Annotated in this window: 26 protein-coding genes; 16 read left to right on the top strand and 10 right to left on the bottom strand. The window is 71.2% G+C overall.

The window, feature by feature from the left end:
• Positions 1-14: 14 nt before the first annotated feature.
• The 4 genes from ACGFWI_RS32765 to ACGFWI_RS32750 all read right to left on the bottom strand — a co-directional run bounded on the left by ACGFWI_RS32765 (position 15) and on the right by ACGFWI_RS32750 (position 3,934).
• Entirely contained in the window at positions 15-728 is a 714-nt protein-coding gene (locus ACGFWI_RS32765) for a hypothetical protein (RefSeq protein WP_393909674.1), read from the bottom strand.
• Positions 729-851: 123 nt separating this feature from the next.
• Entirely contained in the window at positions 852-1,706 is an 855-nt protein-coding gene (locus ACGFWI_RS32760; RefSeq protein WP_393909673.1) for a thioredoxin domain-containing protein, read from the bottom strand.
• Between the two features lie 99 nt (positions 1,707-1,805).
• On the bottom strand, positions 1,806-2,465 hold the full coding sequence (locus tag ACGFWI_RS32755) for a hypothetical protein (protein WP_393909672.1): 660 nt from the start codon (positions 2,463-2,465) through the stop codon (positions 1,806-1,808).
• A gap of 110 nt (positions 2,466-2,575) precedes the next feature.
• Positions 2,576-3,934, bottom strand: a complete 1,359-nt coding sequence (locus tag ACGFWI_RS32750; RefSeq protein ID WP_393909671.1) for a DUF2252 domain-containing protein — start codon at positions 3,932-3,934, stop codon at positions 2,576-2,578.
• A 234-nt stretch (positions 3,935-4,168) separates the two neighbouring features.
• Here ACGFWI_RS32750 and dnaE point away from each other — a divergent pair, with 234 nt between their 5' ends.
• The gene (dnaE, locus tag ACGFWI_RS32745; RefSeq protein ID WP_393909670.1) at positions 4,169-7,720 is read left to right on the top strand and encodes a DNA polymerase III subunit alpha; all 3,552 of its coding nucleotides are present in this window, start codon (positions 4,169-4,171) and stop codon (positions 7,718-7,720) included.
• 78 nt (positions 7,721-7,798) lie between these two features.
• Here the strand turns inward: dnaE and ACGFWI_RS32740 are convergent, their stop codons facing one another.
• Positions 7,799-7,978, bottom strand: coding sequence for a hypothetical protein (locus ACGFWI_RS32740; RefSeq protein WP_393909669.1), 180 nt, complete (start codon positions 7,976-7,978; stop codon positions 7,799-7,801).
• A 272-nt stretch (positions 7,979-8,250) separates the two neighbouring features.
• Between ACGFWI_RS32740 and ACGFWI_RS32735 the strand changes: the two genes are divergently transcribed.
• The 4 genes from ACGFWI_RS32735 (at position 8,251) to ACGFWI_RS32720 (ending at position 12,256) form a co-directional block, all read left to right on the top strand.
• Positions 8,251-9,555, top strand: a complete 1,305-nt coding sequence (locus ACGFWI_RS32735) for an NYN domain-containing protein (RefSeq protein WP_393909668.1) — start codon at positions 8,251-8,253, stop codon at positions 9,553-9,555.
• Positions 9,556-9,670: 115 nt separating this feature from the next.
• Entirely contained in the window at positions 9,671-10,648 is a 978-nt protein-coding gene (locus tag ACGFWI_RS32730) for an ABC transporter ATP-binding protein (protein ID WP_393909708.1), read from the top strand.
• A 64-nt stretch (positions 10,649-10,712) separates the two neighbouring features.
• Entirely contained in the window at positions 10,713-11,534 is an 822-nt protein-coding gene (locus ACGFWI_RS32725) for an ABC transporter permease (RefSeq protein ID WP_393909667.1), read from the top strand.
• A 68-nt stretch (positions 11,535-11,602) separates the two neighbouring features.
• Entirely contained in the window at positions 11,603-12,256 is a 654-nt protein-coding gene (locus ACGFWI_RS32720; protein ID WP_393909666.1) for an ABC transporter permease, read from the top strand.
• Positions 12,257-12,306: 50 nt separating this feature from the next.
• Here ACGFWI_RS32720 and ybaK read toward each other — a convergent pair whose 3' ends face one another.
• From ybaK to ACGFWI_RS32705, 3 genes are all read right to left on the bottom strand, one after another.
• Positions 12,307-12,801: a Cys-tRNA(Pro) deacylase gene (ybaK, locus tag ACGFWI_RS32715; RefSeq protein ID WP_393909665.1), complete on the bottom strand. Its 495-nt coding sequence runs from the start codon at positions 12,799-12,801 to the stop codon at positions 12,307-12,309.
• Positions 12,802-12,835: 34 nt separating this feature from the next.
• On the bottom strand, positions 12,836-13,582 hold the full coding sequence (locus ACGFWI_RS32710) for an LON peptidase substrate-binding domain-containing protein (RefSeq protein ID WP_393909664.1): 747 nt from the start codon (positions 13,580-13,582) through the stop codon (positions 12,836-12,838).
• Positions 13,583-13,744: 162 nt separating this feature from the next.
• Positions 13,745-15,346, bottom strand: coding sequence for an oxidoreductase (locus ACGFWI_RS32705; protein WP_393909663.1), 1,602 nt, complete (start codon positions 15,344-15,346; stop codon positions 13,745-13,747).
• Between the two features lie 263 nt (positions 15,347-15,609).
• Here ACGFWI_RS32705 and hisD point away from each other — a divergent pair, with 263 nt between their 5' ends.
• The 11 genes from hisD to ACGFWI_RS32650 are packed head-to-tail and all read left to right on the top strand — an operon-like array spanning position 15,610 to position 22,538.
• A complete protein-coding gene (gene hisD / locus ACGFWI_RS32700; RefSeq protein WP_393909662.1) occupies positions 15,610-16,932 on the top strand; it encodes a histidinol dehydrogenase in 1,323 nt (440 codons plus the stop codon).
• A gap of 8 nt (positions 16,933-16,940) precedes the next feature.
• Positions 16,941-18,059 carry a histidinol-phosphate transaminase gene (locus ACGFWI_RS32695; protein ID WP_393909707.1) on the top strand — a complete coding sequence of 373 codons (1,119 nt, stop codon included), beginning with the start codon at positions 16,941-16,943 and terminating at the stop codon, positions 18,057-18,059.
• Positions 18,056-18,649, top strand: coding sequence for an imidazoleglycerol-phosphate dehydratase HisB (hisB, locus tag ACGFWI_RS32690; RefSeq protein WP_393909661.1), 594 nt, complete (start codon positions 18,056-18,058; stop codon positions 18,647-18,649). Before ACGFWI_RS32695 ends, hisB begins: the two co-directional genes overlap by 4 nt.
• Positions 18,646-18,810, top strand: a complete 165-nt coding sequence (locus ACGFWI_RS32685) for a hypothetical protein (protein ID WP_388194714.1) — start codon at positions 18,646-18,648, stop codon at positions 18,808-18,810. The genes hisB and ACGFWI_RS32685 overlap by 4 nt, the downstream gene beginning before the upstream one ends.
• Entirely contained in the window at positions 18,801-19,457 is a 657-nt protein-coding gene (gene hisH / locus ACGFWI_RS32680; RefSeq protein ID WP_393909660.1) for an imidazole glycerol phosphate synthase subunit HisH, read from the top strand. Before ACGFWI_RS32685 ends, hisH begins: the two co-directional genes overlap by 10 nt.
• Positions 19,457-20,188, top strand: a complete 732-nt coding sequence (gene priA / locus ACGFWI_RS32675) for a bifunctional 1-(5-phosphoribosyl)-5-((5-phosphoribosylamino)methylideneamino)imidazole-4-carboxamide isomerase/phosphoribosylanthranilate isomerase PriA (RefSeq protein WP_393909659.1) — start codon at positions 19,457-19,459, stop codon at positions 20,186-20,188. Before hisH ends, priA begins: the two co-directional genes overlap by 1 nt.
• A gap of 21 nt (positions 20,189-20,209) precedes the next feature.
• Complete coding sequence (locus ACGFWI_RS32670) at positions 20,210-20,617, top strand: RidA family protein (protein WP_393909706.1); 408 nt, start codon at positions 20,210-20,212, stop codon at positions 20,615-20,617.
• A complete protein-coding gene (hisF, locus tag ACGFWI_RS32665; RefSeq protein ID WP_393909658.1) occupies positions 20,614-21,378 on the top strand; it encodes an imidazole glycerol phosphate synthase subunit HisF in 765 nt (254 codons plus the stop codon). The genes ACGFWI_RS32670 and hisF overlap by 4 nt, the downstream gene beginning before the upstream one ends.
• 26 nt (positions 21,379-21,404) lie before the next feature.
• Positions 21,405-21,674, top strand: a complete 270-nt coding sequence (locus tag ACGFWI_RS32660) for a hypothetical protein (protein WP_393909657.1) — start codon at positions 21,405-21,407, stop codon at positions 21,672-21,674.
• Positions 21,667-21,951, top strand: coding sequence for an SH3-like domain-containing protein (locus tag ACGFWI_RS32655; RefSeq protein ID WP_393909656.1), 285 nt, complete (start codon positions 21,667-21,669; stop codon positions 21,949-21,951). The genes ACGFWI_RS32660 and ACGFWI_RS32655 overlap by 8 nt, the downstream gene beginning before the upstream one ends.
• The gene (locus ACGFWI_RS32650) at positions 21,948-22,538 is read left to right on the top strand and encodes a nitrile hydratase subunit alpha (RefSeq protein ID WP_393909655.1); all 591 of its coding nucleotides are present in this window, start codon (positions 21,948-21,950) and stop codon (positions 22,536-22,538) included. The genes ACGFWI_RS32655 and ACGFWI_RS32650 overlap by 4 nt, the downstream gene beginning before the upstream one ends.
• Position 22,539: 1 nt before the next feature.
• Here the strand turns inward: ACGFWI_RS32650 and ACGFWI_RS32645 are convergent, their stop codons facing one another.
• Both ACGFWI_RS32645 and ACGFWI_RS32640 read right to left on the bottom strand, forming a co-directional pair.
• Positions 22,540-23,283 carry a succinate dehydrogenase/fumarate reductase iron-sulfur subunit gene (locus tag ACGFWI_RS32645; protein WP_393909654.1) on the bottom strand — a complete coding sequence of 248 codons (744 nt, stop codon included), beginning with the start codon at positions 23,281-23,283 and terminating at the stop codon, positions 22,540-22,542.
• The gene (locus tag ACGFWI_RS32640; RefSeq protein WP_393909653.1) at positions 23,280-25,256 is read right to left on the bottom strand and encodes a fumarate reductase/succinate dehydrogenase flavoprotein subunit; all 1,977 of its coding nucleotides are present in this window, start codon (positions 25,254-25,256) and stop codon (positions 23,280-23,282) included. Before ACGFWI_RS32640 ends, ACGFWI_RS32645 begins: the two co-directional genes overlap by 4 nt.
• Position 25,257: the final 1 nt, after the last annotated feature.

Here is a 25,257-nt window from a genome sequence, read left to right as displayed (position 1 = left end):
CTTCTGCGGGCTGGTCAGGCGGCAGCCGGAGGGGGCGGGCCGCGGCGCCGTACGCAGTGCACGAGGAGGGGGAGCGGGCGGGCCGGCGGCAGCGGGTGCAGCGGCCGGATCCGCCGACGGGGCGGGGCGAAGGCGGCGGTGCTCACCGCGGCCGCGGTGAGCAGGGGGCGGAAGGCGCCGGCCGCCGCTGCGCGCAGCAGGGCGTCCAGGGCGGCATCGCCACGGTGCAGCCAGGCCGCGGCCAGCAGGCCGACCGCGACATGGGCGGCGAGCAGCAGCCAGGGGGCCGCCGCCGGAACGGCCGGCGGCAGCGGCGCCCCCGGATGGGCGGCCACCCGGGCCAGCGGTGTGCCCAACTCGCCGCCCCGGCACAGCAGATCGACGCCGACCGAGCGCAGCGGGCCGGTGACCGGGCCGCCGGCCGGGCCGTAACAGGTGTGCTGCCCGGCGGTGAAGACGGTGTCGGCGGCCAGCTCCAGCGGTACCAGGAGCGCGGCGACGCTGCCGAAGCCACGCTCCCGGCCGGTCAGTACATAGGCAGCGGCGAAGACACCGGCGCAGATCGCGGCGACCGAAGCGGGCGGCAACGGGGTGTGGGAGAGCAGTACATGGGAGGCCGCGGACAGGGTGGTGCACAGCGCGGTGAACAGCGCCGCCCGCACCGCCCTGAGCTGAACCCCCGGCGCGGCCGCCGGCCGGGCCCCGGGGCGAACTCCCGTCGCCTGCATGACGGGAGTCTGCCATGTGCACGGCACCGGCCCGGGTCAAGATTTGGCATCGGCCGACGTGCACGGAGCACGCCGGCCGAGAGGTGCGGGATGCGGCCCGTCCTGGGGAGCGGGCCGCCCGCGTCAGCTCTTCAGTGCCTTGCCGACCATGGAGTTGAAGGCGGCCACGCTGGACGGGGCCACCTTGCCCTGCGGGCTGTCCGTGCCCAGCACGGAGTCATTGAGCTTGATCGTCGGGGTGCTGGTGACGTCCTTGACCGCGCTGAAGGCGTCGGACATCTCCAGCGCCCACCGGTCGTAGGTGCCCGACTTGACGGCCTTCTGGAAGGCCGCGTTGCCCTTGAGTGCCGGGATGGTGTCGGCGACCTTGATCAGGTAGCTGTCGTCGGCGAACTTGTCCGGACCGGTCTCGTCCGGGTGGAACTCCTTCGAGTACAGCGCGTACTTGTACTTCAAGAAGGCGTCCGGGCTGACGTCGAGGGCGGCGCCCAGTGCGCTCAGCGCGTTCTTGGAACCGGTGCCCTTGAGGTTGGCGTCGAGGAACGTGCCCAGGTGGTAGGACGCCTTGTACTTGCCGTCCTTGATGTCCTTCTCGACGGTGGCGCCGACGTTCTGCTCGAAGCCGGCGCAGCCGGGGCAGCGCGGGTCCTCGAAGAGGTTCAGGGTGTTCTTGGCGTCCTTCTTGCCGACGACGACCGTGGTGCCGTTCTTGCCGCTGGTGTTCTGGGGCTTGACCAGCGTGGCCTTCGCGGCCTTCGCCCAGTCGCCGCTGCCCCCGCCGCTGCTGCTGACGGAGCTGCCGCCGCCCATATTGGCGACCGCCACCCCGATACCGCCGGCTATCGCCAGAACACCGACGATCGCGCCGCCGACGATCAGCTGCCGGCGGACCCGGTCCTTCTTCGCCTGCCGCTCACGTTCGGCGCGCAGCCGCTCGCGGGCTGCCTGCTTGTTGGCCTGGTTGTTGCGGTTGCTCATGACTGTTCCTGCTCCGTGGTTGTCCGTGGGACGGAAGGTGCGTGCTGTCAAAGGCGTAGGCGCGCGGTGCGGGCGTACGCGGGCCGCGTGGCCGAAGGCTCACGCAGCGAGCGCGCAGGGCGGCCCACGGCGCACGACACAGTGCACGAGCAGGGGGACGGCGCGGGCGGGGCGCCCGGACCGTACGGGGGCGGGCGCCGGGTGGCGGGGCTCGGCGGTGGCGCCGATCACCGCGACGGCGATCAGCAGCGGGCGGAAGGCGAAGCCCGCCACCGCGCCCAGCAGCTGGTGCAGCGCGGCCTCGCCGCGGCGCAGCCAGCCCGCCGCCAGCAGCCCGGTGCCCACATGCGCCGCGAGCAGCACCAGCCAGGTGGCCACGGGCGCAGCGTCGTCCTGGGACAGCCGTGCCAGCGGTGACCCGACGGGGTCGCCGCCGCACAGCAGATCCATGCCCAGCGAGCGCAGCGGGCCGGCGACCGGGCCGCCGGCCTCCCCGTAACAGGTGTGCTGCCCCAGGCTGAAGACCAGATCGGCGGCCAGTTCCAGCGGGACCAGCAGCGCCGCGATCCGCCAGAAGCCGCGCTCCCGCCCGGCCAGCGCATAGGCGAGGGCGAACACGGCGGCACAGAGCGCGGCGACGGTGGTCAGCGGCAGCGGCATACGGGACAGCAGCACATGCGACGCCGCGGACAACGTCACGCACAGCGCCGTGAAAAGCGCCGCGCGCAGTGCCCGCAGGTGTGCCGCCGAGATGTCCATTGCAGCCGAGTGTGCCATGGGCCGGGGTAAGCGGCGGCTAAGGGGGTCCGAAGCCGTACGCACCGGGATATACGGTGCGTACGGCACGCGTCGGGCGCCGCCCCCGGCCCCTACAGGCCCGGGATCCGGCCGTTGCGGAAGAGGTCCACGAAGATCTGGTGGTCGCCGCGGGCGCGGGCGCCGTAGGAGTGCGCGAAGTCCACCAGCAGCGCCGCGAAGCCGTCCTCGTCGGCCGCGATGGCCGCGTCGATGGCCCGCTCCGTCGAGAACGGCACCAGCGAGTGGCCGCTCTCGTCGTCCGCTGCTGCGTGCATGGTCGCGGTGGCCCGGCCCAGGTCGGCCACCACCGCCGCGATCTCCTCCGGGTCGTCGATGTCCGACCAGTCCAGGTCGACCGCGTACGGCGAGATCTCGGCGACCAGCTGGCCCGCGCCGTCGAGTTCGGTCCAGCCCAGCCACGGGTCGGCGTGATCCTGCAGGGCGCGCTGCGAAATCACCGTGCGGTGGCCCTCGTGCTGGAAGTAGCCGCGGACCGCGGGGTCGGTGATGTGCCGGGAGACGGCCGGGGTCTGCGCCTGCTTCATGTAGATCACCACATCGTTCTCCAGGGCGTCGCTGTTGCCCTCGAGCAGGATGTTGTACGACGGCAGACCGGCCGAGCCGATGCCGATGCCGCGCCGGCCCACCACGTCCTTGACGCGGTAGGAGTCCGGGCGGTCCAGGCTCGACTCCGGCAGCGTCTCCAGATAGCCGTCGAAGGCGGCGAGGACCTTGTAGCGGGTGGCCGCGTCCAGCTCGACGCTGCCACCGCCCGCCGAGAAGCGGCGCTCGAAGTCGCGGATCTCCGTCATCGAGTCCAGCAGCCCGAACCGGGTCAGCGAGCGGGCCATGCGCAGCGCGCCCAGCAGCGGGCCCTCGGCGGTGTCCAGCGTGAAGGGCGGCAGCTCGTCCCGGTCGGAGCTCTTCGTCCCCGAGGCCAGCGCGTGGATGCGCTCCCGGTAGGCGGCGGCGTAGGTGCGCACCAGGTCGGTGATCTGCTTGTCGCTGAGCGCCTTGGCGTAGCCGATCAGCGCGACCGAGGCGGCGAACCGCTTGAGGTCCCAGGTGAACGGCCCGACGTACGCCTCGTCGAAGTCGTTGACGTTGAAGATCAGCCGGCCCGTGGCGTCCATGTACGTGCCGAAGTTCTCGGCGTGCAGATCGCCGTGGATCCACACCCGGCCGGTCCGCTCGTCCAGATACGGGCCGCTGTCCTTGCCGCCGTCGTCCTGTGAGGCCTCCAGGTCCCGGTAGAACAGACAGGCCGTGCCCCGGTAGAAGGCGAAGGCGGAGGCGGCCATCTTCCGGAATTTCACACGGAAGGCTGCGGGGTCGGCGGCGAGCAGCTCCCCGAAGGCGGTGTCGAATACGGCGAGGATTTCCTCGCCGCGCTGCTCGGCGTCCTGCGCGGGGGCGTGCTGGGACGGCATCGCTGGGTGCCTCCTGAGGTGCGGAAGAGGGTACGGAGAACCGTGGCGGAGCCCGTCGCGGATCTGTCACTGACAACGCGCGAGGCTACTCGTCGGTGCCCGGCGATTGTCAGTCAGGAGTCGTAGACTTCGAGACCGTCTCACCCATCCGTCGCCGACCGTCCATCCGTCGTCCGACCACCGCCCCCCGCCGAGGCGCCTTGTGCCGCTTCGTTCCTTTGGAGGTCCTCCGCCGTGGCAGCCCCGTCCAGGCCCCCGTTCACGCACCTGCATGTCCACACCCAGTACTCACTGCTGGACGGTGCGGCGCGGCTGTCGGACATGTTCAAGGCGTGCAACGAGATGGACATGACGCATATCGCCATGTCCGACCACGGCAACCTCCATGGTGCGTACGACTTCTTCCACTCGGCGAAGAAGGCGGGGGTGACGCCGATCATCGGCATCGAGGCGTATGTGGCGCCGGAGTCGCGGCGCAACAAGCGCAAGGTGCAGTGGGGCCAGCCGCATCAGAAGCGCGATGACGTCTCGGGCTCCGGTGGTTACACGCACAAGACGATCTGGGCGGCGAACAGGACCGGACTGCACAACCTCTTCCGGCTGTCCTCGGACGCGTATGCCGAGGGCTGGCTGACGAAGTGGCCGCGGATGGACAAGGAGACCATCGCCCAGTGGTCCGAGGGACTGATCGCCTCGACCGGCTGCCCCTCCGGTGAGCTGCAGACCCGGCTGCGGCTCGGCCAGTTCGACGAGGCGCTGAAGTCCGCGTCCGAATACCAGGACATCTTCGGCAAGGACCGGTATTTCCTGGAGCTGATGGACCACGGCATCGAGATCGAGCGCCGGGTCCGCGACGGTCTTCTGGAGATCGGCAAGAAGCTCGACATCCCGCCGCTGGTCACCAACGACTCGCACTACACCTACGCGCACGAGTCCACGGCGCACGACGCCCTGCTGTGCATCCAGACCGGCAAGAACCTCTCCGACCCTGACCGCTTCCGCTTCGACGGCACGGGCTACTACCTCAAGTCCACGGACGAGATGTACGCCATCGACTCCTCGGACGCCTGGCAGCAGGGTTGCGCCAACACCCGCCTGGTCGCCGACCAGATCGACGTCTCCGGGATGTTCGAGAAGCGCGACCTGATGCCGAAGTTCGACATCCCGCAGGGCTTCACGGAGGTCACCTGGTTCCAGGAGGAGGTCCGGGTCGGCATGCAGCGCCGTTACCCGGGCGGTGTCCCCGAGGACCGGCAGAAGCAGGCCGAGTACGAGATGGACATCATCATCCAGATGGGGTTCCCCGGCTACTTCCTGGTCGTCGCCGACTTCATCATGTGGGCCAAGAACAACGGCATCGCGGTCGGCCCCGGCCGTGGCTCAGCGGCCGGCTCGATCGTGGCGTATGCGATGGGCATCACCGACCTCGACCCGATCACGCACGGACTGATCTTCGAGCGGTTCCTCAACCCCGAGCGCGTGTCCATGCCCGATGTCGACATCGACTTCGACGAGCGCAGGCGCGTCGAAGTCATCCGGTATGTCACGGAAAAGTACGGCGCCGACAAGGTCGCCATGATCGGCACCTACGGCAAGATCAAGGCCAAGAACGCCATCAAGGACTCCGCGCGCGTCCTGGGCTATCCGTACGCCATGGGTGACCGCCTCACCAAGGCCATGCCCGCCGACGTCCTCGGCAAGGGCATCGACCTCAGCGGCATCACCGACCCCCAGCACCCGCGCTACAGCGAGGCGGGCGAGATCCGGGGGATGTACGAGAACGAACCGGACGTGAAGAAGGTCATCGACACCGCCAAGGGCGTCGAGGGCCTGGTCCGGCAGATGGGCGTGCACGCGGCCGGCGTCATCATGTCCAGCGAGCCGATCGTCGACCACGCCCCGGTCTGGGTCAGGCACACCGACAACGTCACCATCACGCAGTGGGACTACCCCCAGTGCGAGTCGCTCGGCCTGCTCAAGATGGACTTCCTGGGCCTGCGCAACCTCACCATCATGGACGACGCCGTCAAGATGGTGAAGAAGAACAAGGGCGTCGACCTGGAGCTGCTCTCCGTCTCGCTGGACGACCCCAAGACCTACGAGATGCTCTGCCGCGGTGACACGCTCGGCGTCTTCCAGTTCGACGGCGGTCCGATGCGCTCGTTGCTGCGGCTGATGAAGCCCGACAACTTCGAGGACATTTCCGCCGTCTCGGCGCTGTACCGGCCGGGCCCGATGGGCATGGACTCGCACACCAACTACGCGCTGCGCAAGAACGGCCTCCAGGAGATCACCCCGATCCACCCGGAGCTGGAGGAGCCCCTCAAGGAGGTCCTCGGCCTGACCCACGGCCTCATCGTGTACCAGGAGCAGGTGCAGAAGGCCGCCCAGATCATCGCCGGGTACTCCCTCGGCGAGGCCGACATCCTCCGCCGCGTCATGGGCAAGAAGAAGCCCGAGGAGCTGGCGAAGAACTTCGTGCTCTTCCAGGAGGGCGCGAAGAAGAAGGGCTTCTCCGACCAGGCCATCCAGGCACTGTGGGACGTCCTGGTCCCGTTCGCCGGCTACGCCTTCAACAAGGCGCACTCCTCCGCGTACGGCCTGGTCACGTACTGGACCGCCTACCTCAAGGCCAACTACCCGGCCGAGTACATGTCCGCGCTGCTGACCTCGGTGCGCGACGACAAGGACAAGTCGGCGGTCTATCTGAACGAGTGCCGCCGCATGGGCATCAAGGTGCTGCCGCCGAACGTCAACGAGTCGGAGGCCAACTTCGCCGCCCAGGGCGACGATGTGATCCTCTTCGGTCTCACCGCGGTCCGTAACGTCGGTCAGAACGTCGTCGAGTCGATCATCCGCTGCCGCAAGGCGAAGGGAAAGTACCTCTCCTTCCCCGACTACCTCGACAAGGTCGACGCGGTCGTCTGCAACAAGCGCACCACCGAATCGCTGATCAAGGCCGGTGCCTTCGACGAGATGGGCCACACCCGCAAGGGCCTGACGGCGCACTACGAACCGATGATCGACAACGTCGTGCAGGTCAAGCGCAAGGAGGCCGAGGGGCAGTTCGACCTCTTCGGCGGCATGGGCGACGCCGGCGCGGACGAGAGCCCCGGCTTCGGCCTGGACGTGGAGTTCTCGGACATCGAGTGGGACAAGGCCTACCTCCTCGCCCAGGAGCGCGAGATGCTCGGTCTCTACGTCTCCGACCACCCGCTCTTCGGCCTGGAGCATGTGCTGTCCGACAAGGCGGACGCCGCCATCGCCCAGCTGACCGGCGGCGACTACTCGGACGGTTCGATCGTCACCATCGGCGGCATCATCTCCGGCCTGCAGCGCAAGATGACCAAGCAGGGCAACGCCTGGGCGATCGCCACCGTCGAGGACCTGGCCGGCTCCATCGACTGCATGTTCTTCCCGGCGACCTACCAGCTGGTGTCCACCCAACTCGTCGAGGACACCGTGGTCTTCGTCAAGGGCCGCCTCGACAAGCGGGAGGACATCCCGCGGCTGGTGGCCATGGAGATGATGGTCCCCGACCTCTCGGAGGCCGGCACCAACGCCCCCGTGACGATCACCATTCCGACGGTCAAGGTCACCCCGCCGATGGTCGAGAAGCTCGGTGAGGTGCTCAGCAGCCACCGCGGTTCCACGGAGGTGCGGATCAAGCTGCAGGGGGCCCGCAAGACGACCGTGCTCCGACTGGACCGGCACCGGGTCACGCCCGACCCCTCGCTGTTCGGCGATCTGAAGGTGCTGCTCGGCCCGTCCTGCCTGGCGGGCTGAGCCGCCGGCCCCGGCCGTTAGTACCCCGAGGGGCGCGCCCCGTAGCGGACGCGCCCCTCAACCTCTGTGTGGCGTGGATCAGTTGTGACCGAAGCGCCGCTGGTGCTTACGCGCAACATCTGCCGGGCTGCCCTGCGCCTGTGACCGCGACTGGGACTGTGCCTCAAGGCTCGACTTCTGGGCTTCCTGCTGGCCGCGTTCCGCCGAGGATGCCGTCTTCTGCTGCTGACTGCGGTCCTGCTTCTTGTCCTTGGCCATGATCTTGCCTCCTGAGGGGGAATCTGGGATCGGGGCCGGATCCAGACTTACATGCCGGACAGAGCGCTGCATTTCGGGCAATTACCCTGCGTTATATGGTTGATCACGCGCTGTACTCAACATCCCCGCCGAATCCGCCACGCCGATGATCGAGTTCGGGCAGATAACGCCCGTAGGGTCGGGCAGACTCGAAGGACAACCGAAGAGAACTCGTGCCACGGGCCGAGCCGGGGGGCGACCGGACATCAGCACCTCAGGGAAGAGGGTGGATCGTGGATCGCTGTGTCGTCCTGGTGGACGCCGGGTATTTGCTCGGCGCCGCGGCGAGCCTGCTCGCCGGAGAGCCCGCCCGTTCCCGGATCACGGTGGATCACGCCGCCCTCATCCAGGGCCTGCGCCAGCGCGCCGAGGCGGACACCGAACGCCCGCTGCTGCGGATCTACTGGTTCGACGGCGCCCCCGACCGCGTCCCGCAGCCCGAGCACCGCCGGCTGCGGGTGATGCCCCGCGTCACCGTCCGGCTGGGCGCGCTGACCCGCAGCGACGGGCGCTGGGCGCAGAAGGGCGTGGACGCCGCGATGCACGCCGAGCTGACCGAACTCGCACGTAACCGGGCCTGCTCCGACATCGTCCTGGTCACCGGCGACGGCGACCTCCTGCCCGGCCTGATGTCGGCGAAGGAACACGGCGTCGCGGTCCATCTGTGGGCCGTCCAGGCCGCGGACGGCGACTACAACCAGTCCGAGGACCTGGTCGCCGAGGCCGACGAGCGGCGGGTGCTGGACCGGACCTGGATCACCCGCGCGGTCCGCGCCAAGGAGCTCGGCGGTCCCTGTGCGCCGCCGCCCGTACCCCGCCCCGAGATCGCCGCGATCCTCTCCGCCCCGCTGCCCGAGTCCGCGGTCGCGGCCGCCGCGGCGGCCGCCGCCTCCGGCCCGGAATCCGCCGAGCACGCCCATGAGCGCAGCGGCGCCAACGGCGTCTCCCGGGCGCCGGGCGGCGCCGAGGGCGCACCGGCCGCCGCTGACGAGGCCGGCGCCGCGGGCTCCAAGGTCGTCCCCACCCCCAAGGACCTGGCCGGTCTCGGCCGGGCCCACGCCGCAGGCCAGGGCCCCGCCGCTGGTGCGGCCGGCCCCGCTCCGCAGGCACCGGGCGGTGCCACTCTGCGCTGGTCGTCCGACAAGGGCTGGGTCGAGCGCGGCGGCCCGGTCGGTGAGCCCTCCGAGACCGCGGCCCTGCCCACCCTCGCCCAGCTCACCAGCGCCGAGCAGCGCTGGGCCGACCGCGAGGAGGACATCACCGCCGTCAGCGGCGACCCCTTCGAGGTCGGCCAGGTCTTCGCCCGCCGCTGGACCGACCGGCTCTCCGTCACCGCCCATCTCCAGCAGCTGTCGACGGAGTACCCGCGCATCCCGCACCGCATCGACGGTGAACTGCTGCGCTACGCCGCCCGGTTCGGGCTGCTGGCCCACAAGGACGACCAGATCGACGAGCACGACCGCTATGCGATCCGGGCCGGATTCTGGCGCGAGGTCGATCTGCGCACGGCCGCCGAGCACGCTCCGGCCGGGGACTGACCGGCCGGAGCCCCCTGCCCGTCCCCGCCCGCCGGAGCCCCGCGGCCCGGAGGCGGGCCGGGGACGCGTACCCTCATAGCTCGTGAGGACGGGCGCAAAACAGGTGGAGCGCGGGATGCCGGTGTGCGCCGTGCGGGACCTGGTCAAGACGTACCCCGCGATGCGCGGGCGCCGCGGGGCGGCACGCGCGTCCGCCGTACGCGCCAACGACGGCATCACCCTGGAGGTGCGCCGCGGCGAGATCTTCGGGCTGCTCGGCCCCAACGGCGCCGGCAAGTCCACCCTGGTCCGTCAGCTGACCGGACTGCTGCGCCCGGACTCCGGCAGCATCTCCGTACTGGGCCACGACCTGGTGCGCCACCCTGAGCGGGCCGCCCGGCTGCTCGGCTACCTGGGCCAGGAGTCGACCGCTCTGGACGAGATGACGGTCTCGCTGGCGGTGGAGACCACCGGCCGGCTGCGCGGGCTCGGTGCCCGCGAGGCGCGCGCCGAGCGGGACGCGGTGATCGGCGAGCTGGGCCTCGCCGACATCACGGGACGGGCGCTGAAGAAGCTGTCCGGCGGGCAGCGGCGGCTGGCCTGCCTGGCCACCGCGCTGATCGGCGAGCGGCCGCTGCTGGTGCTGGACGAGCCGACCACCGGTATGGACCCGGTCGCACGGCGCGCCGTGTGGGCCGCGGTGGACCGGCGCCGGGCCGAGTACGGCGTCACGGTGGTGCTGGTGACCCATAACGTCCTGGAGGCCGAGAGCGTGCTCGACCGGGTGGCGGTGATCGACCGGGGCCGCGTCATCGCCTGCGACACGCCCGGCGGACTGAAGGAAATGGTGAGCGAGGAGGTCCGGCTGGAGCTGGTGTGGCGCGACCGCCCGCCGCTGGAGGTGCCCGAGGTCGCCGCCCTCGAAGCCGCCGCGCACATCTCCGGCCGCCGCTGGACCCTCCGCCTGCCCGCCGACCGGGCCCGCTCCGCCGTCACCGCGGTCACTGCGGGCCCCGCCTTCGCGGCCCTGGACGACTTCACGCTGGCCACGCCCAGCCTGGAGGATGTGTACCTGGCCCTGGGGGGCCGGGCGGAAGGACTGGTCAAGGCGTGAACGGAGGCCGGTACGGCGGACGTATGGAGTACCACGGGAGCAGCGAGGAAGGCTTGGTGACAACGTGAGTGTGGTTCCCGCGCAGGCGGTGGCCGGGGCGGTCCGGGGCGCCGGGGCGCGGCCCGAGGAGGCCGCCCCGCTGGCGCCGCGCGCCCGTCTGGTGCCCGCGCTGGGCGCCGTCTACCGGGCCCAGCTCTCCCGGGCCCGGGTGGCACGGATCCCGCTGCTGTTCGTCGCCACCTTCCAGTCCATCGGGATCATGGTCCTGCTGCGCGGCGTGGTCGACGGCGGGGATCCGGCCCGGTCCGTGGTGTCCGGCTCCAGCGTGCTGGTCGTCGCCTTCGTGGCGCTCAATCTCCTCGCCCAGTACTTCGGACAGCTACGGGCCGGCGGCGGGCTCGACCACTACGCGACGCTGCCGGTGCCGCCGGCCGCCGTGGTGCTCGGCGCCGCCGCCGCGTACGCCTCGTTCACCGTGCCGGGGACGGTGGTCACCGCGGTCACCGGCTGTGTGCTCTTCCAGCTGCCGACGGCCCACCTGTGGGTGCTGGCCGCCGTGCTCCCGCTCGCCGGGGCGGCGCTGGCCGGCCTCGGCGCGGCCCTCGGCCTGCTCGCTCCTCGGCCCGAACTCGCCACGCTCTGCGGCCAGTTGGGCATGTCGGCGGCGCTGCTGCTGGGGGTGCTGCCGGCCGAACGGATGCCCGCGGCGATCGGCTGGGCCCGCGATCTGCTGCCCTCGACCTACGGAGTGGAGGCGCTGGCACGCAGCTTCGACCCGCATCCCGACTGGGTCGCGGTCGGCGCGGACCTGGGCGTCTGCGCGGCCGTCGGGGTGCTCTCGCTGGCCGTCGCCACCTGGGCGTACCGCCGGGCGGCGGCCCGATGACGGGCGCCACCACACCGAACGGCCGTCCTGCTTCCGGTCCCACCAGCCCCACCTGGCACGATGACGGGGTGACCGCACCGCTGACGCCATCCGACAACCAACCGCCCGACGAGCCGCAGCGCCCCGAGGCCGCGCCCGTCGCCGACCACGGCGGCCTCGGCGGCCCCGAGCTTGCCCGCGAGCTGCGCGAGGGCGCGCTGATCGCGCTCGTGGTCGCGGTGAGCGGCGTGCTGCTCGGCGTGCTGTGGAACTGGCTCGCGCCGCACATCCCGCTGATCGCGGACACCCGCAACGTCTACCTCAAGAACACCGAGGGCGAGGAGGCGATCGGCGCGGACGGCACCTTCGTCCTGCTGTCCCTCGGCTTCGGTGTGCTGAGCGCCGCCGCGGTCTTCCTCTTCCGCCGGCGTGGCGGGATTCCGCTGGTCGTGGCGCTGGTCGTGGGCGGGCTGCTCGGCGCGGTGCTGGGCTGGGTGACGGGTATGTGGCTGGGCCCCACAGCGGACGTGGCCGCGCACGCCAAGCAGGTCGGCCCCGGCGTGAACTTCAACGGCCCGCTGCGGCTGCAGGCCAAGGGCGCGCTGCTGGCCTGGCCGATCGCCTCGATGCTCACCCAGCTCGCGCTGACCGGGCTGTTCGGGCCGCGCGACCCGGAGCCGCAGCCGGAGTCGCCGCACTGGCCCGTGGACCACCACGATCAGCGGCCGCCCGACGAGGGCTGACATCCGCAGACCTCAGGGGCGGCCGGTCCACCGGCCGCCCCGCAGTGCGTTCAGCCGCGGGCGATCGGCGCGAGGTGCGCCCCCGTGAGCACCACCAGGTCCGCCGGCGACAGCTCGACCTCCAGCCCGCGCCGCCCCGCCGACACACAGACCGTCGGCCGGCCCTCGGCCGAGGCGTCCACGACCGTGCGCAGCCGTTTGCGCTGTCCCAGCGGCGAGATCCCGCCCAGGACGTAGCCCGTGCTGCGCTCGGCCGCCGCCGGGTCGGCCATCGTGGCCCGCTTGCCGCCCACCGAGGCCGCCAGCGCCTTGAGGTCCAGCGACCCCGACACCGGGACCACGGCGACCGTCAGGGTGCCGTCGACGTCCGCCAGCAGTGTCTTGAACACCTGGTCGGGCGCGACACCGAGGGCCTCGGCGGCCTCCTCGCCGTACGACGGGGCGGCCGGGTCATGCGCGTAGGAGTGCGTGGTGAACGGGACGCCGGCCGCGGTGAGGGCGGCCGTCGCAGGGGTGCCGACGGACTTCTTGGACTTCTTCGCCACCGTATTCGTGCCTCGCGTCCGTGGGGCCGGTCGTTCAGTTGGGGCTGGTCGGCTGCCGGGTCAGATCCACGGCCGGCAGCGACGGGAGCTTACCGAGCAGCGCCGACTCCTGGCGAAGCAGTTTCAGCTCCTGCCCCAGCCGCGACGCGGTGTCCGGTGCCTCCAGCAGCCGCTGCTTGGCGGGGACGTCCAGCACGGCCGCCGCGGCGACGAGATACGACAGCACCGCCGGGTCGGCCGGCAGGTCCTGCCCGCTCGACAGGGTGCGCTCGTTCGCCCAGGCCAGCCGCTTCTGGTACGTCCGGAAGGCCCGCACGACGCCCGAGGCGAGCGCGCCCGCGCCCTCTCCCTCGCCGTCCTCCAGCTCCTCCAGCTCGCCGGTCAGATACGGCCCCGAGGCGTCCACCGACAGCAGCCGGAAGCGGGTGATGCCGGTCGCGAGGACCTCGTAGCCGGTGTCGTCGGCGGACGACTTCTCCCGGACGGTCGCCGCGTCGGCGATACAGCCCACGGCGTGGAAGGCCTGCATCGGATCGTCGCCGAAGCCCGCCGTGGGGCCGTCCGCGGACGGCAGCGTGGCGTCCGGCATGCCCTGCGCGGTGGCGGCGACCTCGCGGCCGTCCCGGATCGCGATCACGGCGAAGCGACGGTCGTCCTCGGGCACCGCACTCAGATCACGCATCATCGCCCGGTACCGCGCCTCGAAGACGTTCAGCGGGAGCACGAGTCCCGGGAACAGCACCGAGTTCAGCGGGAAGAGCGGTAGGCGCACGGAGGTCACAGCCGGTAAGCCTAGACGCTGCACTTCGTTGTGCCCCCACGCGGGCGGGAATCCCGTCGTGGCCGCTGCCTCGCCGTTGTGCCTCCGTCGTGCGGTCTCGGGTGTGTTGCCGGCCGTCCCGCCGTGGCGCGGGCGCGGCGGGACGGCCGGCAACGGGGACAGCTACTGCCTTCGCAGCAGCCGGGACGCGCCCGCCGCGACCGTCGTGGCGAGCACCCAGCCCGCCAGGATCAGGAGGGCGGCCGCCCACTGCGCACCGCCGCCCGGCTTCCAGGCGGCGCCCTGATTCAGGTCGATCACCGGCAGCAGCAGGTCCAGGGAGTAGAGATACGGATTCCAGGGCGGCGCCTCGTCCCCCTTGAGGGGCGGCGGCGGGGACATCGAGAAGTAGAGCGTGCCGATCGCCCACAGGATGGCCATCCACACCGCGGCCCGCCCCGGGCGGTAGCCGTAGGCCACCGTCCAGTCCTGCAGGAACCCCCAGGCCTTGGCCGCCAGCGGCAGCGTCTCGCGGCGCCGCCGCTGCTTGGCCAGCAGCACCTCGCGCGCGTCGGAGTCCTCACCGGTGGTGCGCAGCGAGGCCGCGAGCATCTCGTACGGTTCGGGCGCGTACTCGGGGGTCGCCGCCGCCACCCACTGCAGCCGCAGCGCCAGCGGGAAGTGACCGCGCGGGATCAGGGTCTCGTAGGCGAAGCCGGCCATCCACAGCCCGCCCAGCCCCGGCCAGCTCGCCGACTTGTCGATGAGATTGACGACCCGGGCGCCCGAGAGGATCACCCGGCCGCGCTGTGGCCGCTCGCCGAGGAACCGCAGCTCGGGCGTCTGGATACGGCGCAGCGACAGCTCCTGGTCGGACTCCATGATGAAGCGGGCGTGCTCGAAGTCGACCGCGTCGCCGAACCGCCCGTCGTCCAGCCGCATCCCGCCCTCGCACTCGAAGCGCTGCATCCGGGTGCCGCGCGAGGGGGTGTGCGCGATGCCGTACGGGGGCGTGGCGCTGCTGGAGAAGGGGGAGTTGGCCAGGCCGGCCGCGGTCAGATAGAGGGTGCGCTCGACGGTCAGCTGCGGGGCGTTCAGCGCCCGGCGGCCGAAGGGGTTGCTCAGCCGGCTGCCGCGCAGGCTCAGCGACACGCCGATGGTCGCGCCGCGCAGCGACAGCTCGCCGTAGGACTCCATCATCTCGGCCTGCAGGTCCTGGGCGACGGTCATCCCGTCCGCCATGATCGACCGGCCCTGCCGGTCCTTGTGCACCACGGTCTGGTTCAGCATCAGGTCCGTGCCGATGTGCGCGTCGGTGAGCCGGATGCCGGAGTGCACCACACAGCGCGGCAGATGGAGATCGCCCTCGGTGTGCAGCCGGGCCGCCTCCAGCCGGGGTATCGCACAGTTCACCAGCCGCAGTGTGGTGAACCGGCTCTCCGGCAGCACCACCTCGGCCTCGAAGCGGCAGTCCCGCAGCTCGATGAATGGCTTGATCGTGCCGCCCGCAAGGTCGAGAGTGTCCGTGATGTAGGCGCCGGTGAGCTGGAGCGCGGAGACCCGGCCCGGCTGCGCGGGCGGCCCGTCGAGCAGCAGGAGTGCCACGACCCGGGCCCGCACGCGGCGCTCCGGGCCCCACAGATGCTGCCCGTGCGGATCGTCGCGGGCCGGGTCGCCGATGTGCAGATCGCAGGTGCTGCCGTTGCGGAAGGCCTGCCACATGCTCCATTCCGCCGATGTCAGCTGCAGGTCGGCGGGCGCGTCGCCGTCCCCGGGCTCGGTCACAGTGGATCCCCCTTGCTCTCCCGTGGTGTGTCGCAACCTGTTCGGACGCATTTCGTGCACCGGTCGTGATGCGTCCCACAGATGTCCCCGTACGCCGTTACGTGGCCCTTGCCCGCCCCGTGACTGCTTGAACACGCGTGGTCAGGGCCAACTCCGGTCAACTTCCGGCGGCCGTGTCACGGGCTGTTCAGGGCGTGTGCCGCTGTGTATCACTGAGTGATACGGCCGCTCGGGCGCAAGAGCAGGTCTGAGACACTGGGAGGGTGATCTCCCGAATCGATCTGCGCGGTGACGCCCTCCCCGAGGGCGGCGCCCTGCGCGACCTGCTGCCCCGTGCCGAGTTCGACGTGGAAGCCGCCCTGGAGAAGGTGCGGCCCATCTGCGAGGACGTACGCCATCGTGGCACCGCGGCGCTGATCGATTATGCGCGGCGGTTCGACGGCGTCGAGATCGAGCGCGTACGGGTGCCCGCGGAGGCCCTGCACAGCGCCCTCGACGAGCTGGACCCGGCCGTGCGGGCCGCCCTGGAGGAGTCCATCCGGCGCGCCCGGATCGTCCACCGCGAACAGCGCCGCACCGACGTCACGACCAAGGTCGTCCCCGGTGGCACGGTCACCGAACGCTGGGTCCCCGTCGAGCGGGTGGGCCTCTACGTCCCCGGCGGTCTGGCGGTCTACCCGTCCTCCGTGGTCATGAACGTCGTCCCGGCGCAGGAGGCCGGCGTCACGGGCATCGCCGTCACCTCCCCGCCGCAGAAGGAGTTCGGCGGCCGGCCGCACCCGACCATCCTCGCCGCCTGCGCCCTGCTCGGCGTCGACGAGGTCTACGCCGCCGGCGGCGCCCAGGCCATCGCGATGTTCGCGTACGGCACCGAGGAGTGCCTGCCGGTCAACCTCGTCACGGGCCCCGGCAACATCTTCGTCGCCTCCGCCAAGCGCCTCCTCAAGGGCCGTATCGGCATCGATGCCGAGGCCGGACCCACCGAGATCGCGGTGCTCGCGGACGCCACCGCCGATCCCGAGCACGTCGCCGCCGACCTGATCAGCCAGGCCGAGCACGACACCCTCGCCGCCGCCGTCCTGGTCACCGACTCCACCGAGCTCGCCGACGCCGTCGAGGACGCGCTCAAGCAGCAGGTCGCGGCCACCAAGCACATCGAGCGGATCACCGAGGCGCTGGCCGGACGGCAGTCCGCCGTCGTCCTCGTCGACGGCATCGACGAGGGCCTCAGGGTGGTGGACGCCTACGGCGCCGAACACCTGGAGATCCAGACCGCCGACGCCTCGGCCGTCGCCGCCCGGGTCCGCAACGCGGGCGCCGTCTTCGTCGGCCCCTACGCCCCGGTCTCGCTCGGCGACTACTGCGCCGGCTCCAACCACGTCCTGCCCACCGGCGGCTGCGCCTGCCACTCCTCGGGGCTGTCCGTGCAGTCGTTCCTGCGCGGCATCCATGTCGTGGACTACTCGCGTGACGCACTGGCCGAGGTCACCCACCATGTGGTGACCCTCGCCGAGGCCGAGGATCTCCCGGCCCACGGCGCCGCGCTGAAGGCCAGGTTCGACTGGAAGGTCCCGCAGAGCAAGTGAGCAGGCACGTGACCCGTATCGACGATCTCCCCATCCGGGACGAGCTGCGCGGCAAGTCCCCCTACGGCGCACCGCAGCTGGACGTCCCGGTGCGCCTGAACACCAACGAGAACCCCTACCCGCTGCCCGAGCCGCTGGTCCAGCGGATCGCCGAGCGGGTGACCGAGGCCGCCCGGCGGCTCAACCGCTACCCCGACCGGGACGCGGTCGAGCTGCGCGCCGAGCTGGCCCGCTACCTCACCCGCACCGCCGGCCACGAGGTCACCGGCACCCAGGTCTGGGCCGCCAACGGCTCCAACGAGGTCATCCAGCAGCTGCTGCAGACCTTCGGCGGCCCCGGCCGCAGCGCCATCGGCTTCGAGCCGTCGTACTCGATGCACGGGCTGATCTCCCGCGGCACGGGCACCGGCTGGATCTCCGGCCCGCGCAACGAGGACTTCACCATCGACGTCGAGGCCGCGGTGGCAGCCATCGCCGAGCGGCGGCCCGACGTGGTCTTCATCTGCTCGCCGAACAACCCCACCGGCACCGCCGTCGGGGAAGCCACGGTGCTCGCGCTGTACGAGGCGGCGCAGGCGGCCCGGGCCGACGGCGCCGGCGCCCTGGTGGTGGTCGACGAGGCCTACGGCGAGTTCAGCCACCAGCCCTCGCTGCTGCCGCTGATCGAGGGCCGGCCGAATCTGGTCGTCTCCCGGACCATGTCCAAGGCCTTCGGCGCCGCCGGACTGCGGCTGGGCTACCTTGCCGCCGACCCCGCCGTGGTCGACGCGGTGCAGTTGGTCCGGCTCCCGTACCACCTCTCGTCCGTCACCCAGGCCACCGCACTGGCCGCGCTGGAGCACACCGACACGCTCCTGAAGTACGTCGAGCAGCTCAAGACCGAGCGGGACCGCCTGGTCACCGAGCTGCGGGCGGCCGGCTGCCAGGTCGTCGCCTCCGACGCCAACTTCGTGCAGTTCGGCCTCTTCGACGATGCGCACGCCACCTGGCAGGCGATCCTCGACCACGGCGTGCTGGTCCGTGACAACGGCGTACCGGGCTGGCTGCGGGTCACCGCCGGCACCCCGGCCGAGAACGACGCGTTCCTCGACGCGGTTCGCGCAGTACTGAAGGAGAGCAAGCGATGACCCGCGTAGGACGCGTGGAGCGCACAACCAAGGAAACGTCCGTGCTCGTCGAGATCGACCTCGACGGCAGGGGCGAGGTGGACGTGTCGACCGGTGTGGGCTTCTACGACCACATGCTCGACCAGCTCGGCCGGCACGGCCTGTTCGACCTCAAGGTCAAGACCGACGGCGATCTGCACATCGACACCCACCACACCATCGAGGACACCGCCCTCGCCCTGGGTGCCGCCTTCAAGCAGGCTCTCGGTGACAAGTCCGGGATCTACCGCTTCGGCAACTGCACCGTCCCGCTGGACGAGTCGCTCGCCCAGGTGACCGTGGACCTCTCCGGCCGCCCGTATCTGGTGCACACCGAGCCGGAGAGCATGGCGCCGATGATCGGCTCCTACGACACGACGATGACCCGGCACATCTTCGAGTCCTTCGTCGCCCAGGCCCAGATAGCGCTGCACATCCACGTCCCGTACGGCCGCAATGCCCACCACATCGTGGAGTGCCAGTTCAAGGCGCTGGCCCGCGCCCTGCGCTACGCCAGCGAACGCGACCCGCGCGCAACCGGGATCATCCCCTCCACCAAGGGAGCCCTGTGAACGGTCTGTCCACCGTCTTCATCCTTCTCGGGCTCTTTCTCCTCGGCGGTGTCTACTCGTTCTGGAAGCAGCAGCTGCCCAAGGGGCTGATCGTGCTGCTGTCCCTCGGTTCGGCGCTGTGTCTGCTCGCCGGCGTGCTGCGGCTGGAGGTATGGAATTGACCGCCCCGGCTTCCCGCAAGAAAGTCGTCGTCTTCGACTACGGCTTCGGCAATGTCCGCTCCGCCGAGCGCGCCCTGGCGCACGTCGGCGCCGAGGTGGAGATCACCCGTGACTTCGACCGGGCGATGAACGCCGAGGGCCTGCTGGTCCCCGGCGTCGGCGCGTTCGCCGCCTGCATGGCCGGTCTCAAGGAGGCCCGCGGCGACTGGCTGGTCGGGCGCCGGCTGTCCGGCGGGCGCCCGGTCCTGGGCATCTGCGTCGGCATGCAGATCCTCTTCGGCCGCGGCATCGAGCACGGAGTGGAGACCGAGGGCCTGGACGAGTGGCCCGGCACGGTCGGCCCGCTCAAGGCCGAGGTCGTCCCGCACATGGGCTGGAACACCGTCGAGGCCCCCGAGGGCACTCAGCTCTTCGCCGGGCTGCCCGCCGACGCCCGCTACTACTTCGTGCACTCCTACGCGGTGCACGACTGGGAGCTGGAGGTCGGCAACCCGCACCTCGCGGTGCCGAAGGTCACCTGGGCCACGCACGGCGAGCGGTTCGTGGCCGCGGTCGAGAACGGCTCGCTGTGGGCCACCCAGTTCCACCCCGAGAAGTCCGGCGACGCCGGTGCCCAGCTCCTGACCAATTGGATCGAGACCCTGTAATGCCGAACGCATCGAAGCTCGAACTGCTCCCCGCCGTCGATGTCCGCGACGGCCAGGCCGTCCGCCTCGTGCACGGCGAGTCCGGCTCCGAGACCTCCTACGGCGACCCGCTGGAGGCGGCCCACGCCTGGCAGCGGGCGGGCGCCGAGTGGCTGCACCTCGTCGACCTCGACGCGGCCTTCGGCACCGGTGACAACCGGGCGCAGATCGCCGAGGTCGCCCGGTCCATGGACATCAAGGTCGAGCTGTCCGGCGGCATCCGCGACGACGACACGCTCGCCGCGGCCCTGGCCACCGGCTGCCGCCGGGTCAACCTCGGCACCGCCGCGCTGGAGACCCCCGAGTGGGTCGCCAAGGTCATCGCCGAGCACGGCGACAAGATCGCGGTCGGTCTGGACGTGCGCGGTACGACGCTGCGGGGCCGGGGCTGGACCCGCGACGGCGGCGACCTCTACGAGACGCTGGCCCGTCTCGACGCCGAGGGCTGTGCCCGCTACGTCGTCACCGACATCAACAAGGACGGCACCCTCCAGGGCCCCAACGTCGAACTGCTCAGGAACGTCTGTGCGGCCACCGACCGGCCCGTGGTCGCCTCCGGCGGTGTCTCCTCGCTCGACGACCTGCGGGTACTGGCCTCGCTGGTACCGGAAGGTGTCGAGGGCGCGATCGTCGGCAAGGCGCTCTATGCGAAGGCGTTCACCCTCGAAGAGGCGCTGGCAGCAGTGTCGTAACGGCGAACGAAAGGCCGCATGATGACCATCGAGCGCGTACGGACCGACAGTCCCTGGGAAGAGAAGATCGGATTCGCACGTGCCGTGGCGGCCGGCGACCGGGTCCTGGTCGCCGGCACGATGCCACTGGTCGACGGCGTCCTGCAGGGTGAGGGCGATCCCTACGAGCAGACCAGGGCCGCCTTCACCAACGCGCTGGCGGCGCTCAAGCCCTTCGGCCTCGGCGCCGACGCGGTCCTGCGCACCCGTATGTACCTCACCCACCTGCGCGATGTGGACGCGGCCGGCCGCGCCCACCGGGAGCTCTTCGAGGCCGAGCCGCCCGCCTCGACCCTGGTCGTGGTCTCCGGCTTCGTCGACTCGCGCGTCCTGGTGGAAGTAGAACTGGAAGCCTTCCGAGAACTGTCAGAGAGGCCTGAACCGACATGACCCTGGCGGTCCGAGTCATCCCTTGCCTGGACGTGGACAACGGCCGGGTCGTCAAGGGCGTCAACTTCCAGAACCTGCGGGACGCGGGCGATCCCGTCGAGATGGCCAAGATCTACGGTGACGAGGGTGCCGACGAGCTGACCTTCCTCGACATCACCGCCTCCTCCGGCAACCGCGAGACCACCTACGACGTGGTCCGCCGCACCGCCGAGCAGGTCTTCATCCCCCTCACGGTCGGCGGCGGCGTCCGCACCCCCGAGGACGTCGACAAGCTGCTGCGGGCCGGTGCCGACAAGGTCGGCGTCAACACCGCCGCCATCGCCCGCCCCGACGTGATCCGCGAGATCGCCGAGCGCTTCGGCAGCCAGGTCCTGGTCCTGTCCGTCGACGCCCGCCGCACCGACGCCGGGACGCCGTCCGGATACGAGGTCACCACCCACGGCGGCCGCCGCGGCACCGGCATCGACGCCGTGGAGTGGGCCCACCGCGCCGCCGAACTGGGCGCCGGCGAGATCCTCCTCAACTCCATGGACGCCGACGGCACCAAGGACGGCTACGACGTCGAGATGATCGAGGCCGTCCGCAAGCACGTCACCGTCCCGGTGATCGCCTCCGGCGGGGCCGGCAAGCTGGACGACTTCGCCCCGGCCGTCGTCGCCGGCGCCGACGCGGTCCTGGCCGCCTCCGTCTTCCACTTCGGTGATCTGCGCATCGGCCAGGTCAAGGACGCCCTGCGGGGCGCGGGACACGCGGTGCGCTGACCGGCTCGCGCCCGTAGGCTCGCCCTATGAGCCGTGTCAACGACGTGGGTGGCCAGGCCGGGTTCGGGGCGCTGGAGATCGAGGCGGACGAGCCGCCGTTCCATGCCGACTGGGAGGCGCGGGTGTTCGCGCTGAACTCCGCGCTGGTACGGAACGGGGCCTACCGGCTCGACGAGTTCCGGGACGCCGTCGAGCGGATGGCCCCGCAGGAGTATCTGGCGGCGTCGTATTACGAGCGGTGGCTGTACGCGATCGAGACCCTGCTGGCCGAGCGGGGGCTGCTCGGCGATGGCTGAATTCCGGGCGGGGGAGCGGGTGCGGGTGCGCGCCGTCGACCCCGTGGGGCATACCCGGGTGCCGCGGTATGTGCGCGGCCAGGTGGGGCGGATCGTCGAGTGCCAGGGGCGCTGGGCGCTCGCCGACGAGAGCGCGGCGGGTGTTGCCGAGCCGCGGGTGGAGCCCGTCTACACCGTGGCCTTCGCCGCGGGCGACCTGTGGGGCGAGGGCGGTCACGAGGTCACGGTCGACCTCTGGGAGTCGTACATCGAGCGGTTGCGGAAGGACGGGTCATGAGCGGCGAGCACACGAGTGTGCCGGTGGCGGCGCGGGTCAGGCGGCTGGAGGAGCGCCTGATCGAGGCCGGAGTGGTCGGACAGGAGCAGCTGGACGAGGCGCTCGCGACGATGCTGCGGGGGGCCTCGCCGGTCAACGGCGCGCGGATCGTGGCGCGGGCCTGGAGTGACGCGGGGTTCCGGGAGCGCCTGCTGGCGGATGCGAACGCGGCGCTGCCCGAGGTGGGGCTCTCGATGGCGGGCGGAATCCAGGAGCAGCGGCTCAAGGTCGTCGAGAACACCGCCGGCGCGCACCACGTCATCGTGTGCACACTGTGCTCCTGCTATCCGATCGGGCTGCTGGGACCGTCGCCGTCCTGGTACAAGAGCGAGGCCTACCGCTCGCGGGTGGTGCGCGAACCGCGTGCCGTGCTGGCCGAGTTCGGGCTGGAGCTGCCGGACGACACCGCGATCACGGTGTGGGACTCCAGTGCGGAGAGCCGCTATATGGTCCTGCCCCGGCGGCCCGAGGGCACCGCGGGCCGGAGCGAGCCGGAGCTGGCCGCGCTCGTCACCCGCGAAGGGCTCATCGGGACCGCCGCGGTCTGATTCAGCGCCCCTTCCGCGCCGCCCGGACGAACTCGCGGTTCATCGTGGCGATGCTGAAGAGGGGAATCCCCTTGGGACAGGCCGTCGCGCACTCACCGGTATTGGTGCACCCTCCAAAGCCCTCCGCGTCCATCCGGTCCACCATGTCCAGGACGCGGCTCTCCCGCTCCGGGGCGCCCTGGGGGAGGGAGTTGAGGTGGACGACCTTGGCGGCGGTGAAGAGCATCGCCGAGCCGTTGGGGCAGGCCGCCACACATGCGCCGCAGCCGATGCACTCGGCGTGCTCGAACGCGGCGTCGGCGGCCGGTTTGGGCACGGCGGTGGCGTGGGCCTCGGGGGCGGCGCCGGTCGGGGCGGTGATGTAGCCGCCGGACCCGATGATGCGGTCGAAGGCGGAGCGGTCGACGACCAGGTCCCTGACGACCGGGAAGGCGGCGGCCCGCCAGGGCTCGATGTCGATCGTGTCGCCGTCCCGGAAGGACCGCATGTGCAGCTGGCAGGTGGTGGTGCGTTCGGGGCCGTGCGGCTCGCCGTTGATGACGAGCGAGCAGGCGCCGCAGATGCCCTCGCGGCAGTCGTGGTCGAAGGCGACCGGGTCGTCGCCGCCCAGGAGGAGCTCCTCGTTGAGGGTGTCGAGCATCTCCAGGAACGACATGTCCTGCGAGATGCCGTCCACCTCGTACGTGGACAGGGCGCCGGGGGCGTCGGCGTTCTTCTGGCGCCAGATGCGCAGGGTGAGCTTCATGCGTAGCTCCGCTGGGTGGGGTGGACGTACGCGAAGACCAGGTCTTCCTTGTGCAGGGTGGGGGCCGCGCCGGTGCCGGTGAACTCCCAGGCGGCCGCGTAGGAGAACGCGTCGTCCCGGCGGGCGGCCTCGCCGTCCGGGGTCTGCGACTCCACGCGGAAGTGGCCGCCGCAGGACTCGGCGCGGTGCAGGGCGTCGAGGCACATCAGTTCGGCGAGCTCCAGGTAGTCGACGACGCGGTTGGCCTTCTCCAGGGACTGGTTGAACTCCTCGCCGGTGCCGGGCACCTTGATGCGGCGCCAGAACTCCTCGCGGATCTGCGGAATCCGGTCGAGGGCCTTGCGCAGCCCCTCGTCCGTGCGCGCCATCCCGCAGTACTCCCACATCAGCGCGCCGATCTCGCGGTGGAAGGAGTCGGGGGTGCGGTCGCCGTCGACGGCCGGCAGCAGGTTCAGCCGGTCCTCGGTCTCGGCCAGCACTTCCTGTACGAGGGGGTGCTCGGCCGTGAGCGTGTCGTGATGCGGGTGGCGGGCCAGGTAGTCGCTGAGGGTCGAGGGGAGGACGAAGTAGCCGTCGGCGAGGCCCTGCATCAGGGCGGAGGCGCCGAGGCGGTTGGCGCCGTGGTCGGAGAAGTTGGCCTCACCGATGGCGAACAGGCCGGGGACGGTCGTCCGGAGGTCGTAGTCGACCCACAGGCCGCCCATCGTGTAGTGCACGGCGGGGTAGATCCGCATCGGCACCTCGTACGGGTTCTCCGCGGTGATCCGCGCGTACATGTCGAAGAGGTTGCCGTACTTCTCCTCGACCGCGGCCCTGCCCATCCGGGCGAGGGCGTCGGCGAAGTCGAGGTACACGCCCTGGCCGCCCGGCCCGACGCCACGGCCCTCGTCGCAGACGTTCTTGGCGGCGCGGGAGGCGATGTCGCGGGGGACGAGATTGCCGAAGGAGGGGTAGAGGCGCTCCAGGTAGTAGTCGCGCTCCTCCTCGGGGATCCGGTCCGGCGGGCGGGTGTCGCCCTTGGCCTTCGGGACCCAGATGCGTCCGTCGTTGCGCAGCGACTCGCTCATCAGCGTGAGCTTGGACTGGTGGTCGCCGGTGCGCGGGATGCAGGTGGGGTGGATCTGGGTGAAGCAGGGGTTGGCGAAGTATGCGCCGCGGCGGTGCGCCCGCCAGATCGCGGTGGCATTGGAGTTCATGGCGTTCGTCGACAGGTAGAAGACGTTGCCGTAGCCGCCGGACGCCAGGACCACCGCATCAGCGAAGTGGCTGTCGATGCGGCCGGTGACCAGATCGCGGGCGACGATCCCGCGGGCCCGGCCGTCGACGACGATCAGATCGAGCATCTCGGTGCGGGCGTGCAGCCGCACGGTGCCGGCCGCGATCTGCCGGGAGAGCGCCTGGTAGGCGCCGAGCAGCAGCTGCTGTCCCGTCTGGCCGCGGGCGTAGAACGTACGGGAGACCTGGACACCGCCGAAGGAGCGGGTGTCGAGCAGCCCGCCGTACTCGCGGGCGAACGGCACACCCTGGGCCACGCACTGGTCGATGATCTCGACGGAGATCTGTGCGAGCCGGTGCACATTGGACTCACGGGCGCGGAAGTCGCCGCCCTTGACGGTGTCGTAGAAGAGCCGGTGGACGGAGTCGCCGTCGTTGCGGTAGTTCTTCGCGGCGTTGATCCCGCCCTGGGCGGCGATGGAGTGTGCCCGGCGCGGGGAGTCCTGGTAGCAGAACTGCTCGACGTGGTAGCCCTGTTCGGCGAGGGTGGCACCGGCCGCGCCGCCCGCGAGTCCGGTGCCGACGACGATGACGGTGTGCTTGCGGCGGTTGGCCGGGTTGACGAGCCTGGCCTCGAAGCGGCGGCGGTCCCAGCGCTCGGCGACCGGCCCGCCGGGGGCCGCCGCGTCGGCGACGGGCGCGCCGGTCGTGTAGTCGGCGTAGCTTCCGTACGGCGTCGGATCAGCGGTCGAAGTCATG

Origin of the sequence: Streptomyces sp. NPDC048434 (assembly GCF_043200375.1) — a bacterium.
Lineage (GTDB): Bacteria > Actinomycetota > Actinomycetes > Streptomycetales > Streptomycetaceae > Streptomyces.
This window is presented reverse-complemented; position numbering and strand designations above follow the sequence as displayed.